This is a genomic window from Stenotrophomonas sp. HITSZ_GD, assembly GCF_029543105.1.
Taxonomy (GTDB): domain Bacteria; phylum Pseudomonadota; class Gammaproteobacteria; order Xanthomonadales; family Xanthomonadaceae; genus Stenotrophomonas_A.
Map to the genome: position 1 here is coordinate 103,289 of NZ_JARQXB010000011.1, position 14,016 is coordinate 117,304.

The following is a 14,016-nucleotide window of genomic DNA, read 5'->3' on the forward strand; positions in this document are numbered from 1 at the left end:
GAGGCGCCGGTGTGAAGGAAGGCGCCAGTGTAGAGTGGCACCACTGCTGGAACACACAGCCAAATCTGCAACGAATCTATGTCTGACGCGCAACGATCGGCCCGAATCTGGGCGATTCACGACGGCCATGCCGGCAATGCGCGTCAGGTGCTCGCCCTCGCCCGGGCGCTGGGGGAGACCTCCCCGTGCGAGCCGCCCTTGCGGCCGGCGGCGCCCTGGCGCTGGTTCGCGCCGCGCCGGTTGCCCGGCGACGGGCAGGCCTTCGGCCGCGACTTCGCCGCGGCGTTGCAGGCGCCGCCCGCGCTTGCGCTCGGCTGTGGCCGGCAGGCGGCCCTGGCGACACGCCTGGCGCGCGCCCACGGCGCGGCGGCGGTGCAGATCCTCGACCCGCGCATCGATGCGCGGCATTGGGACCAGGTGATCGTCCCGGAGCATGACCGCCTGCGCGGCGGAAACGTCATCACCCTGCTGGGCAGCCTGCACCCGGTGGACGACGCATGGCTGGCCGAAGGACGGCGCGCGTTTCCCGCGCTGGGGGCCTTGCCGGGCCCGCGCATCGCCCTGCTGATCGGCGGGCCGACGGCGCGCGTGCCGTGGGACGAGGCGGCGCTGCGCAGCGAGGTCGAGGCGCTGCGGCGATGGGCCGCGCAGCACGGCGGCACGTTGATGGCCACGACATCGCGCCGCACGCCGCCCGCCGTCACGGCCTGGCTGCGGTCCCTGCCGCTGCGGTCGTGGTCTGGCGCACTCGAGGAAGGGCCCAATCCCTATGCGGGCATGCTCGGCTGGGCGGATGCGGTGGCGTGCACCGCCGATTCGAGCAACCTGCTTTCGGAAGCCTGCGCGACGCCGGTGCCGGTGCTGCCGCTGTTCGCCCGGCACGCGCAAGGCCGGGCCGCGCAGCTGCTGGCGGCGCTGTCCGCACGCGGGCGGCTATCGACGCTGGCGGACTGGATGCCGGGCCACACCGCCACGCCGCTGCGCGAAACCGCGCGCGTCGCCGCGCAGCTGGCCGAACGGCTGGGCTGGCCGGCGCGCTGAACGGTGCCGGTTTGGCCTAGCCCGCGCGCCGGGCGATAATTGGCGACTTTTTCGCCATTTCCTTGCCCATGTCTCGCCCCGCTTCGCCGGAATTCGCGCCGGCCACGCCCCGCGCCCTGTTGCTCGCCGTCCTCGCGATGGGCGCGGTGGTGCTGCTGTCCAACGTTCTGGTGCAGTACCCCCTCAACGACTGGCTGACCTGGGGCGCGTTCTCGTACCCCGTGGCGTTCCTGGTGAGCAACCTGGTGAACCGCCGCTTCGGCCCGCGCGCGGCGCGGCGGGTAGCATGGTGCGGCTTCGCACTGGCGGTGGTGATGTCGATCTGGGTCGCGACGCCGCGCATCGCCGTCGCGTCGTGCTCGGCCTTCATCGCCGCGCAGCTGCTGGATATCCACGTGTTCGACCGCCTGCGCCGTGGCAACTGGTGGCGCGCGCCGTTCGTCGCCACGCTGTGCAGCGCGACGCTGGATACGGCGATCTTCTGGTCGGTCGCGTTCGCGGGCTCCGCGCTGCCGTGGATCAGCTGGGGCACGGGCGATCTGCTGGTGAAACTGGCGATGGGCCTGTGCCTGCTGGCGCCGTTCCGCGCGCTGCTGTGGCGGATGGCGCCGGTCGCGGCGCGGGCAGACCGCACCCTGCCGAGCGTTTGACTCGTCCCGCCGCTCCACGCGCCCTCAACGGCCTTGCGCGAATGCCAGGCCCTTCGCCTGCGCCGCCTCGCGGATGGCCGTGCGTGCCTGGGCGATGGCCGGCGTCGGCGCGGTCAGGCGCGGGCGGCGATCCAGCGTGCAGGCCAGGCCGGCTTCCAGCAGCGCGGCGTGCGCGGCGTGCAGCGACGCGGCCGTGGTCGCCTCCAGCCAGCCGATGCGTGCCAGCGCGTCGATCAAACCCGGCGTATCGCGCGGGGCGAGTAAGCCGGCCTGCGTCGCCGCCTCGGCGAGCACGCCGGCCTGCAGCAGGAACTCCAGGTCCACCAGCCCGCCCTCGCCCTGCTTGAGGTCGAAGCGCGCCGCGTCGCTGCGGTCCAGTTCGCCGCGCATGCGCGCGCGCATCTTCAACACGTCCTCGCGCAGCAGCGCGGCATCGCGCGGGCGGCCCAGCGTGGCGGCACGCACGGCGTCGAACTGCGCGCACAGGCGGGCATCGCCGGCCACCGCGCGGGCGCGCACCAAGGCCTGGTGCTCCCAGGTCCAGGCGCGCTCGCGCTGGTATTCGTCATAGCTCGCCAGCGACGACACCAGCGCGCCCTTGCCGCCATCCGGGCGCAGGCGCACGTCGGTGTCGAACAGCCGGCCGGCGCCGGTCTGTGCGCCGAGCAACGCGATGACCTTCTGCGCCATGCGCGCGAACCAGCGCCCGGACTCCAGCGGCCGCGCGCCGTTCGACACCTCGGCCTCGCGCGGATGGTCGTAGAGGAACACCAGGTCCAGGTCCGAACCAAATCCCAGCTCCGCGCCGCCGAGGCTGCCGTAGCCGATGATCGCGAACGCGCCACCTGGTACTTCGCCGTGCGCTTCGCGCAGCTGCTGCCGCGCCATCGCTTCCACCGTGAGCACCACCGCTTCGGCCAGCTCGGCCAGCTGCCGCGTGCTGTCGCCGGCGGGCTGGCGCGCGTCCAGCGTGGCCAGCGCGATGCGGAAGCTCAACGCGAGGCGGCGCTCGTTGAGTTCGCGCAGCGCCGCTTCGGGATCGTCGATCTCCAGCGTGGACAGGCACATCGCGCGCATCGCCGCCGCATCCGGCAGCGGGCCGACAATGCGCGTGTCCAACAGCTCGTCCAGCAGCAGCGGAAAGGCCGCCAGCCGCTCGGCCAGCAGCGCGCTGCGCGAGAACACGTTGACCAGCCGGGCCAGTGCGCTCGGCTGCTCGTCGAGCAACGCGAGATAGCTGGTGCGCCGCAGGATGGATTGCAGCAGGCCGAACAGGCGCCGCAGCGCCGCATCGGGCTGGCTGGATTGCCCGGCGGCATTGAGCAGCGCCGGCATCACGCGGTCCAACCGCGCGCGCGCCGCATCCGAAAGCGCGCGCACGCCGGCCGACTGGGCGAAATCGCGCAACGACTGGTCCGCGCCGCCGGCGTCGGCAAAGCCCAGGCCAGCGAGCACGGCGGCGTCGCCCGCGTCGGGCAGCGCGCGCCAGTAAGCGGCGGCGGCATCGGGCGTGGCATCGCGCCGGCGCGGCGCGAGCAGTTCAGCGAACTCGGCCGACACGCGGTCGCGCTGCTGCTGCAGCTCGGCGTACAGCGCGTCCCAGCCCGCATGGCCCAGCCCGCGCGCGATGCGCTCGCGGTCGAGCGCATCCTCCGGCAAGGCGTGGGTCTGCGCGTCGCGCAGCATCTGCAGGCGGTTCTCCAGCCGGCGCAGGTAACGGTAGGCGTCGGCGAGCGCGGCGCCGTCGCCGGCATCGATCTGGCCGAGGGCGATCAACGCGTTCAGCGCCGGCAGCAGGCGGCGCTCGCGCAAGGCGTCCTCGCGCCCACCGCGAATCAACTGCAGCGATTGCACGAGGAATTCGATCTCGCGGATGCCGCCCGGCCCGCGCTTGATGTCATCCAGGCGATCGTGCCGCGCCACTTCCGCGGTGATTGCCGCTTTCATCTCGCGCAGGCCATCGAGCGCGGTGAAATCCAGGTAGCGCCGGTAGACGAACGGGCGCAGCGTCTGCAGCCAGGCTTCGCCGGCCTCGACATCGCCGGCCACGGCGCGCGCCTTCAGCCACGCATAGCGCTCCCAATCGCGACCCTCGCGCTGGAAGTACTGGTCCATGCCGGCGAAGGAGAGCGCCACCCGGCCGGCGTTGCCGAACGGGCGCAGGCGCAGGTCCACGCGATGGCTGAAACCGTCTGCGGTGGTGTCGTCGAGCAGGCGCGCCAGCTGCTGGCCGAGCCGCGCGAAATAGGTTTCGGCGGCGAGGGGACGCGCGCCATCGGACTCGCCGGCCTGCGGATAGGCGTAGACCAGGTCGATGTCGGAAGAGAAATTCAGCTCGCCGCCGCCGAGCTTGCCCAGCCCGAAGACGACCAGGCGCTGCACGCTGCCATCGGCCGCGCGCACTTCGCCATGCCGCTGCACGAACTGCTGCGCCAGCGCGCCCAGCGCCAGATCCAGGCAGCGCTCGGCTAACGCGGTGCTGCCGGCCAGCGTCGCCTCCACCGCATCGAGCCCCAGCACGTCGCGCCAGACCAACCGCGCCGATTCGGCCGTGCGATAACGGCGCAGCAGCGCGGGCCATTCGTCGGGCGATTCGGGCGACAGCGCGGGCGCCGGCATCGCGCCCGGGTCGGCCGAGGTTGCCAGGTGATGCAGCAGCGCCGGCTGGCGCACGGCGGTATCGACGAAGAAATCGCTGGCCAGGGCGACGCGGGCCAGGCGGTCCTCGAATCCTTCCTGCGGCCAGGGCGTGTGCGCCGGCCATGCGGCGCGCAGGCGGGCCAGGGAACGTTCGAGGTGGGCGTGAAGCGCGGGGGATATCGAGTCGGGCAGCGGCATGCGCCGATTGTGGCATTCCCGCCGCGCAGGCAATAAAAAAGCCCGCTTGCAGCGAACTGCCAGCGGGCTTTGCTCCCTCCCCCACGTCGGGATGCGGGGCCATAGTGCGCAGATATTTTCCGGCATGCACGCTGCAGTGCAAAACAATACTTGGCGGTACAGGGAATGCCGTATTCAGCTTGCCGCCGTCACTTCGGTGCGGCCTCCAGCAGGGGCGGCTGTTCGTCGTACCACTGGCGAGCCTTCAGCAGGTGCCACTGGCGCTGGCCGTCGCGCAGCTCCAGCGCGGCGCTGAGCAGGCCCCACTTCGCGTAGAGGCTGCCGTCCTGGCGCTTGTCGTGCAGGCGCAGGCGGGCCAGCACGTCGAAGCGGTCGTTGCTGGCCTTGAAGTTGTCCAGCAGCAGCTGGTCGTCCTGCCAGTGCACGCGGCCGGCCATCTTCGTCTCGCCGGCATCGACGAGGTTGTCGATCCACTTGGGGAAATCGCGCTTCTGCGCGTACAGCGCCATCACGAAGCCGACATCGCGCATGTCCAGCCGCACGTCGGCATCGAACAGCACCGGCGGCGTCCAATCGGTACGGCCGCGATCGATGACCGCGCGCGCCCACCAGCCGCCGCGCTCGCGTCCGTCGTTGCCGGTGAAGCTGACGTTGCGCAGCTCGATCACGCTCGTATCGAGGCTGAAATTGCGCTCCTTCAACTCGCCGTGTCGCAGCTGCAGGTCGGCCGCCACGTCACCGCGGAACGCGATGCCGGCCGCGCTGAGCTGCGCGGCCTGCGCTTGCACCTGTACGCGGCCTTCGCCGATGTCGCCGCCGGGCAGCAGCTGGAGGTCGCCGCTGGCACGTCCGCTGCCGCCTTCGAAACGCAGCTGCTGCTGCGGCAGGTAGCGGTTGTAGGCGCGCAGGTCGGGCACGCGCGCGTCGCGAAACACCAGGTGGCCCTGCGTGGTCTGGCGCAGGTGCGCCGCGCTCGGCTTGCCGGGCAAGGTGCGCAGCGTCAGGCGCAGGTCGTTGCCCTCGACGTAAGGCTTGTCCGGCGCATCGAGCGCGGCGAGCACGAAGCGCTGCATCTGCATCGCCAGCGTGGGCAGTTGCGTGCCGTCCTCGGCCGCTTCGACGTGCAGGTCGGCGCTGGCGCTGCCCTGGAAGCGCGTGGCCATCACCTGCGCGCTCGCGGCCACGTCGGGCACGCGCACGTGGCTGCCGGCGGCGAGCTGGCCCGCGCGCACCTGCACGTCGGCATCGACCGTGCCTTCGCCGCGCAGTTGAAGCCACTTCGCGCGCGGGAACAGGCCGGTGATCCAGTCCAGCGAGGCGAAGCGCCAGCGGCCCTGCACATGGCCGGAGGCGCGCGGCACCAGGCTGGCGAAATCGCGCACGGGCACGCGCCGGCCCGCGAAACGCAGGTCCGCATCCAGCCACAGGGCGTCGGGCGCCGCACCCGGCACCTTGGCCTGCACGTGCAGGTCCTGGTCGACATTCAGGCGCACGTCCAGTTCGCCGGGCAGCGGCTGGCCGGTGGGGTCCACGCCGAGCAGAGGCGCGGTCCATTGCGCCCGGCTGCCGGGTGCGAGCTCGCCACGCACCCAGCGCGCGTCGATATCCGCCTTGCCCGTGCCGGTGGCGGCGCGGAACACCGGGCGGCCGCGGCTGTCGCGCTGCAGCGCCAGGCCGGTGGTATTGCCGAGCAGCCGCAGGCGGATCAACGTCTTGTCGAGCTTCTGCACACCCTGCGCCTGCGCGCGCGTATGCGGGTCCATGGAGAAATCGGCATCGAGCCGGCCCTCGCGCAGCCATTCGTGCTCGCCCATGCGCAGGCGAACCTGCCCGATGTGGCCCCACGAGGGATAGATGCGCATCGGCCCGCTGCGCAGGCGCTTGTAGAAGCCGAACTGCGCGCTGCCGCTGCCATCCAGGCGCAGGTCGCCGAACTGCCCGCCGCGCACGCTGTCGCTGTGGATGCGGTCGAAGCGCAGCAGCCAGCCCGGGTGGCCGGGAATCGGCGCCTGCGGCTCGATGGGCGGGCCGTCGTCGCGCCGGGTGCCGCCGGTGACTTCATCGGCCTCGATGGTCGGCATGTGCACTTCGCGGCGCAGCAGCGGCAGCAATGCGATCTGTCCGCGCGCGCGCGCCGCGTCGATGTGCCAGCGCACGTGCATGACGTGGCCGCGCAGGCGCACGCCGTGCACGTCCACGCGGCCGGGCCACCAGCTGACCGCGCGGTCCCAGTGCAGGGTGAAGCGCTCGGGCTTGCGGTTGATCGCCCACGGCGCCAGGCCCGTGTTGAGGAAGAGGTTGGCGGCGAGCAGGTAGAGCAGGTACAGGCTGACTACGGCCAGCAGGGAGCCGCGCAGCCAGCGCGGCAGGGCGTTCCATCGGGGCCGCAGGGGGCGGAGGGTCATGCGCGGGCGGTCCATCGACGAGGGCGTGGACAGAGATGCTAGGGAGCAGGCCGTGGTGCTGGTGTCAGTGCCCGCCTGGCGAGCGCGCCCTTACCGCAACAGCGCAGGCTGCGCGTCGTACCACTGCCGGGCACGGATCAAGTGCCAGTTGCGCTGCCCGCCTTCGGTTTCCAGCGCGGCGCTGAGCACGCCCCAGTTGGCGAACAGGTCGCCTTCCCGGCGGCTGCCCTGCAGCTTCAACCGCGCCAGCACGGTGAAGCGATCGTTGCCCGCCTGCACGCGATCGAGCACCAGCTGGTCGGCGTGCCAGAACACCCGCCCGCTCACCTGCGTCTGCCCGGCATCGACGACCTTGCCGACCCAGCTCGGGAAATCGCGCTTCTGCGAGTACAACGCCAGCAGGAAGCCGAGGTCGCGCACCTTCACCCGCGCATCGGCATCCAGGCGGATCGGGCGTGTCCAATCCATGCGCGCGCGCGGGAGGGCGATCGTCGCCCACCAGCCGCTGCGTGGCTGGCCGTCCGGCCCGGTGAAGCGGACGTTGCGCAGCGCCACCGTGCTCGCGTCGAGGGTGAAGTTCTGCCCGCGCAGGTCTGCCTGGCGCAGGCGCAGGTCGGCGTCCAGGTCGGTGCTGAGCGCGATGCCCGCCGCATGCGCCCGCGCGCCGCGCGCGGCCACCTGCAGGCGGCCTTCGGCGATCGTGCCGCCGGGCGCCACCGCGAGGTCGCCGCTCAAGGTGCCACCGCCGCCTTCAAAGCGCAGTTGGGCCGCGGGGAGGAAGCGGTTGTAGGCGCGCAGGTCGGGCACGCGCGCGTTGCGGAACACCAGGCGCGCGGCGGCGCTCTGGCGCAGCCCGGCCGCCGTCCGCTCGCCCGCGCCGGCCCGCACCTCCAGCCGCAGTTGCTCGCCCTCCACGAACGGGCGCCGCGCTTCATCGGCAATGACGAAGCGCTGCATCTGCAGGTCGAGCGCCGGCACCAGCGCACCGGCCTCGCCTTCCACGCGCAGCTCGGCCTGGGCCTGGCCCTCGATATGGTGGCCCATCACCTCGGCGCTGGCGCTGGCCTGGGGCACGCTCACGCGGCTACCGGGCGCCAGCTGGCCGCCGCGCACCTGCACGTCCGCATCGACCTGCCCCTCGCCGCGCAGCTGCAGCCACTGCGCTTGCGGGAACATCGCGGTGATCCAGCCCAGCGAAGGAAAGCGCCACTGCATCAACACGTGGCCGTTGGCGCGCGGCACCAGCGTGGTGAAGTCGCGCAGCGGCACGCGCCGCCCTTGCAGGCGCAGGTCGGCATCCAGCTTGAGGTTGGCGCCGGGCTGCTCGGGCATCAGCGCGTGCACAACGATGTCGCGATCCACGGCGAGGTCCACGCGAACCTCGCCCTGCAGTGGCTGGCCATCGAGCCGCGTGCCAGCCAGCGGCGCGCGCCAGGCCAGGCGGCCAGCCGGTGCGAGTTCGCCACGCAGCCAATGCAGGTCGATATCGGCCGTCCCCTGCCCCGGCGCGGCACGCAGTACGGGCCGGCCCTGGGCGTCGCGCGCCAGCGACAGCGCGGCGGTGCTGCCCTGCAGGCGCAAACGCGCATCGAGCTTGAGCAGCTTGTCCAGCCCGGCGGCCTGGTCGCGGCGGTGCGGGTCCAGGCTGAAGTTGGCCTCCAGGCGTGCGTCATGCAACAGCACCTGCCCGCGCTGGCGCAGCGTGGCGCCGGTGAATGAGGCGTGCGAAGGCATCAAGGCCATCGCACCGCCGCGCATCTGCTTGCTGAAGCCCACTTCCGCGCGCCCCTGTCCCTGCAGCCGCAAGTCGCCGAAATAGCCGTCGCGGACGCTGTCGCTGGCGATGCGGTCAAAGCGCAGCGTCCAGCCCGGCGGCGCCTTCGGGTCGTAGCGCGGCGGCAACACCGGCACGCCCGGATCGCGCAGCGCGCCACCGCTGACCTCTTCGGCCACCACGAGCGGCACGCGCACCTGGCGATGGAACAACGGCATCAGCGCGACATGGCCCCGCACGCGCGCGGCGCGCACTTCCCAGCGCGTATGCATGACGTGGCCCTTCAGATGCACGTCCCACGCCCGCACGTGGCCCGGCCAGGCGCTCAGCGCCAGCCCCCACTGCGCGGTGAATTTCTCCGGCTTGCGGTTGGCCGCCCACGGACCGAGCGGCGTGTTGAGGAACAGGTTGGCCAGCAGCAGGTAAGCGGCGTAGATCCCCACCAGCGTCCCTCCCATGCGCCGCAGCCAGCGCGGCCGGGCGCCCCACCAAGCGCGCAGCGAGAAGGAACGCGGCGATTCCATCGGCCGATGACTCCATGAGCATGCAGGACACCCCATGCTACCCGCGGCGGGCGGCAGGCGCGCGCGAAATGCGCGCTGGGACATATCGGCCACGCGCGCACCATCCCACCTTCGTCGCAAGCGGGCGCGCCGTGGGGTGATCGATAATGGAGGCCCCCGACGCCGTAGCCGTACCCGCCATGACCGCCGAACGCATCCTTCATCCCCGCCTGCGCGACCGCGTGGTGTCCGCCGAAGCCGCCGCCGCCTGGATCGCCCCTGGCGAGACCGTGGCCATGAGCGGCTTCACCGGCTCGGGCTACCCGAAGGCGGTGCCGATCGCGCTGGCGCAGCAGATCGAGGCGGCGCACCAGGCCGGCCAGCCGTTCCAGATCAAGCTGATGACCGGCGCGTCCACCGCCCCGGAACTCGACGGCGCGCTCGCCAAGGCCGACGGCATCGCCCTGCGCATGCCGTTCCAGACCGACCCGGACGCGCGCGCGCGCATCAACGCCGGCAAGCTGGACTACATCGACATCCACCTCAGCCACGTGGCCCAGCATGTGTGGTTCGGCTTCTACGGCGAGATCGACACCGCGGTGATCGAGGTCACGGCGATCCGCGAGGACGGCAGCCTGGTGCCTTCCACCTCGGTGGGCAACAACAAGACGTGGCTGGACCTGGCGAAGAAGATCATCATCGAGGTCAACGAGTGGCAGCCGGCGGGCATCGACGGCATGCACGACATCTACTACGGCACCGCGCTGCCGCCGCACCGCAAGCCCATCCCGCTGGTGCACGGCGACGACCGCATCGGCCAGACCACGCTCAACTGCGACCTGGACAAGGTGGTCGCGGTGGTGCGCACCAACGGCCCGGACCGCAACAGCCCGTTCACCCCGGCCGACGAGACCAGCGAGCGCATCGCCGGGCACCTGATCGAATTCCTCAAGCACGAAGTGGCGCGCGGCCGCCTGCCGGCGAACCTGCTGCCGCTGCAATCGGGCGTGGGCAACATCCCCAATGCGGTGCTGGCCGGGCTGGCGAGCAGCGGCTTCCGCGACCTGGAGGCGTTCACCGAGGTGATCCAGGACGGCATGCTCGACCTGCTCAAATCCGGCGTGCTGCGTTATGCCTCCTGCACCGGCTTTGCGCTGAGCCCGGTGGCGAACGAGGAGTTCAAGCACAACATCGACTTCTACCGCGAGCGCATCGTGATGCGCACGCAGGAGATTTCCAACCATCCGGAACTGGTGCGCCGGCTGGGCTGCATCGGCATGAACGGCATGATCGAGGCCGACCTGTACGGCAACGTCAACTCCACCCACGTGATGGGTTCGCGGATCATGAACGGCATCGGCGGCTCGGGCGACTTCGCGCGCAACGGGTTCCTGTCCGCGTTCCTGAGCCCTTCGACGGCGAAGCACGGCACGATCTCCTCGATCGTGCCGATGGTCAGCCACGTGGACCACACCGAGCACGACGTGGCGGTGGTGGTCACCGAGCAGGGCCTGGCCGATCTGCGCGGCCTGACGCCCAAGCAGCGCGCGCGCGTGGTGATCGACCGCTGCGTGCACCCGGACTACCGGGCGCAGCTGGAGGATTATTTCGCGCGCGCCTGCCGCGATGCCTACGGCAAGCACACGCCGCACCTGCTGCCGGAAGCGCTGTCCTGGCACCAGCGCTGGCTGGATACCGGAACGATGCGGGAAGGCTGAGCCTGTGGGGCATTACGCCCCAATTCCCTCAGGCCGCCGCAGCCACCCGCGCCCGACGCACGCGCACCGCATCGGCCAACTGTTCCAGCACGCCCACCGATGTCGCCCAGTCGATGCAGCCGTCGGTGATGCTCTGCCCGTAGACCAGCGGCTGGCCAGCCACCAGTTCCTGCCGGCCGCCTACCAGATGGCTCTCCACCATCGCGCCGACGATGCGCGTCTCGCCCGCCGCCAGCTGCGCGGCGATATCGGCGATCACCCGCGGCTGGTTGTCCGGGTTCTTGCCACTGTTGGCGTGGCTGGCGTCGATCATCAGCCGCTGCGCCAGCCCCGCCTTCTGCAGCACCATGCCGGCGGCCTGCACGCTGGCCGCGTCGTAGTTCGGCTGCGCGCCGCCCCGCAGGATCACGTGGCAATCCGGGTTGCCGGCGGTCGCCGCGATGGCCGACTGGCCATGCTTGGTCACGGCCAGGAAATGGTGCGGATGCGCCGCGGCGCTCACCGCGTCGGCGGCAATCTTCACATCGCCGCTGGTGCCGTTCTTGAAGCCGATCGGGCACGACAGCCCCGAAGCCATCTCACGATGCACCTGGCTCTCGGTGGTGCGCGCACCGATCGCGCCCCAGGCGACGAGGTCGGCGATGTACTGCGGCGAGATCGTGTCGAGGAACTCCACGCCGGCCGGCAGGCCGAGCCGGTTGATGTCGCGCAGCAGCCCACGCGCCACCGCCAAGCCCTTGTTGATCTGGAAGCTGCCGTCCAGGTCCGGGTCGTTGATGAGCCCCTTCCAGCCCACCGTGGTGCGCGGCTTTTCGAAGTACACGCGCATGACGATCTCCAGCGCATCGCCCAGCGTGTCGCGCAGCGGGCGCAGGCGCGCGGCGTACTCCAGCGCGGCCTGGGGGTCGTGGATCGAGCACGGGCCGATCACCACGGCCAGGCGGTCGTCGCGGCCTTGCAGGATCGCGTGCAGCGCGCTGCGCGAACGGGCGACGGTTTCCGAGGCGGCTTCGTCGCACGGCAGCTCGCCGATCAGCTCGGCGGGGGTGACCAGCGGTTCGATCTTGCGGATGCGCAGGTCGTCGGTGAGGGGGGGCATGGCGTTCTCCGGGGGGTTCGAGTACTTGGGGCCCCAGCGTGGCGGCAACAAAAAAGCCGCCAGGGATGCTGGCGGCTTTCGGGATGCGTCTGAAGGTTCCTTCAGGGTGAGCGCAATCCTTCCTCCGCCAGCGGCATCGGAAAACCGTAGTACCAAAAGTAAAAGCGGCTGCGGTTTGCGTTCATGGGCATCATTGATAACACGGGTTTTGCGGCGCGCCAACCGTTTCATTGGCAACAGCCCGGGCCGCGCAAAAAGAAAACCCCGCCTCGCGGCGGGGTTTTCGGGTAATGCGTGACGGCGCGAGCCGCGGCGGACTTAGAAGTCCATGCCGCCCATGCCGCCCATGCCACCGGCCGGCATGGCCGGCTCGTCCTTCTTCGGCGCCTCGGCCACCATCGCTTCGGTGGTGATCATCAGGCCGGCGATCGACGCGGCGTTCTGCAGCGCGGTGCGGGTGACCTTGGTCGGGTCCAGGATGCCGAACTGCACCATGTCGCCGAACTCGCCGTTGGCGGCGTTGTAGCCGTAGTTGCCCGAGCCTTCCTTCACCTTGTTGACGATCACCGACGGCTCTTCGCCGGCGTTGGTGACGATCTCGCGCAGCGGGGCTTCCATCGCGCGCAGGGCGATCTCGATGCCGTGGTTCTGGTCTTCGTTGATGCCCTTCAGGCCTTCAACCGCCGACTTCGCACGGATCAGGGCCACGCCGCCGCCCGGGACCACGCCTTCCTCGACCGCCGCACGGGTGGCGTGCAGGGCGTCTTCGACGCGCGCCTTCTTTTCCTTCATTTCCACTTCGGTGGCAGCGCCGACCTTGATGACGGCCACGCCGCCGGCCAGCTTGGCCACGCGCTCCTGCAGCTTCTCGCGGTCGTAGTCCGAAGAGGTCTCTTCGATCTGCGCCTTGATCTGCTTGATGCGCGCCTGGATGGCATCGGCATCGCCGGCGCCGTCGATCACGGTGCTGTTTTCCTTGGTGACCTGCACCTTCTTGGCGCGGCCGAGATCCTTGATGGTGGCCTTCTCCAGCGACAGGCCCACTTCCTCGGAGATCACGGTGCCGCCGGTCAGCACGGCCATGTCTTCCAGCATCGCCTTGCGACGGTCGCCGAAGCCCGGGGCCTTCACGGCCACGACCTTGACGATGCCGCGGATGGTGTTGACGACCAGGGTCGCCAGGGCTTCGCCCTCGACTTCCTCGGCCACGATCAGCAGCGGCTTGCCGGCCTTGGCCACGCCTTCGAGGACGGGCAGCAGGTCACGCACGTTGGAGATCTTCTTGTCGTGCAGCAGGATGAACGGGTCGTCCAGGTCGGCCGACTGGCTCTGCTGGTTGTTGATGAAGTACGGCGACAGGTAGCCGCGGTCGAACTGCATGCCCTCGACCACGTCCAGCTCGTTGTCCAGGCCCGAGCCTTCCTCGACGGTGATCACGCCTTCCTTGCCGACCTTCTTCATCGCCTCGGCGATGATGTTGCCGATCGACTCGTCCGAGTTGGCCGAGATGGTGCCGACCTGCGCGATGGCGTTGTCGTCGGCGGTCGGCTTGGACAGGTTCTTCAGCTCGGCGACGGCGGCGGTGACCGCCTTGTCGATGCCGCGCTTGAGGTCCATCGGGTTCATGCCGGCGGCCACCGCCTTCATGCCCTCGCGGATGAAGGCCTGGGCCAGCACGGTCGCGGTGGTGGTGCCGTCACCGGCGTTGTCGGAGGTCTTGGAAGCGACTTCCTTGACCATCTGCGCGCCCATGTTCTCGAACTTGTCGGCCAGTTCGATTTCCTTGGCGACGGAGACGCCGTCCTTGGTGATGGTCGGGGCGCCGAAGCTCTTCTCGAGCACGACGTTGCGGCCCTTCGGGCCCAGGGTGGCCTTGACGGCATTGGCGAGCACGTTCACGCCGCGCACCATGCGCGAGCGGGCGTCTTCACCGAAACGGATATCCTTGGCAGCCATTAGCTAGTACCTCAGTGATTTCGTGGAATTCG

At 70.7% G+C, this 14,016-nt stretch carries 8 protein-coding genes; 3 read left to right on the forward strand and 5 right to left on the reverse strand.

Features of this window, described 5'->3' with window-relative positions; all coding sequences use genetic code 11:
• Positions 1-78 precede the first annotated feature (78 nt).
• Together P6166_RS12220 and P6166_RS12225 are read left to right on the forward strand one after the other, a co-directional pair.
• Positions 79-1,041, forward strand: coding sequence for a mitochondrial fission ELM1 family protein (locus tag P6166_RS12220; protein WP_277764734.1), 963 nt, complete (start codon positions 79-81; stop codon positions 1,039-1,041).
• Between the two features lie 68 nt (positions 1,042-1,109).
• Positions 1,110-1,691, forward strand: coding sequence for a queuosine precursor transporter (locus P6166_RS12225; RefSeq protein WP_277764735.1), 582 nt, complete (start codon positions 1,110-1,112; stop codon positions 1,689-1,691).
• Between the two features lie 24 nt (positions 1,692-1,715).
• Here P6166_RS12225 and glnE read toward each other — a convergent pair whose 3' ends face one another.
• From glnE to P6166_RS12240, 3 genes are all read right to left on the reverse strand, one after another.
• Positions 1,716-4,529, reverse strand: coding sequence for a bifunctional [glutamate--ammonia ligase]-adenylyl-L-tyrosine phosphorylase/[glutamate--ammonia-ligase] adenylyltransferase (gene glnE / locus P6166_RS12230; protein ID WP_277764736.1), 2,814 nt, complete (start codon positions 4,527-4,529; stop codon positions 1,716-1,718).
• Positions 4,530-4,717: 188 nt separating this feature from the next.
• Positions 4,718-6,934, reverse strand: a complete 2,217-nt coding sequence (locus P6166_RS12235) for a hypothetical protein (protein ID WP_277764737.1) — start codon at positions 6,932-6,934, stop codon at positions 4,718-4,720.
• 90 nt (positions 6,935-7,024) lie between these two features.
• Positions 7,025-9,232, reverse strand: a complete 2,208-nt coding sequence (locus P6166_RS12240; protein ID WP_277764738.1) for a hypothetical protein — start codon at positions 9,230-9,232, stop codon at positions 7,025-7,027.
• Between the two features lie 179 nt (positions 9,233-9,411).
• Here P6166_RS12240 and P6166_RS12245 point away from each other — a divergent pair, with 179 nt between their 5' ends.
• Positions 9,412-10,929: an acetyl-CoA hydrolase/transferase family protein gene (locus tag P6166_RS12245; protein WP_277764739.1), complete on the forward strand. Its 1,518-nt coding sequence runs from the start codon at positions 9,412-9,414 to the stop codon at positions 10,927-10,929.
• 28 nt (positions 10,930-10,957) lie between these two features.
• On the opposite strand, the gene P6166_RS12250 is transcribed toward P6166_RS12245, so the two are convergent.
• The gene (locus tag P6166_RS12250; protein WP_277764740.1) at positions 10,958-12,028 is read right to left on the reverse strand and encodes a 3-deoxy-7-phosphoheptulonate synthase; all 1,071 of its coding nucleotides are present in this window, start codon (positions 12,026-12,028) and stop codon (positions 10,958-10,960) included.
• A 318-nt stretch (positions 12,029-12,346) separates the two neighbouring features.
• A complete protein-coding gene (gene groL / locus P6166_RS12255) occupies positions 12,347-13,984 on the reverse strand; it encodes a chaperonin GroEL (RefSeq protein ID WP_277764741.1) in 1,638 nt (545 codons plus the stop codon).
• Between the last annotated feature and the right edge of the window lie 32 nt (positions 13,985-14,016).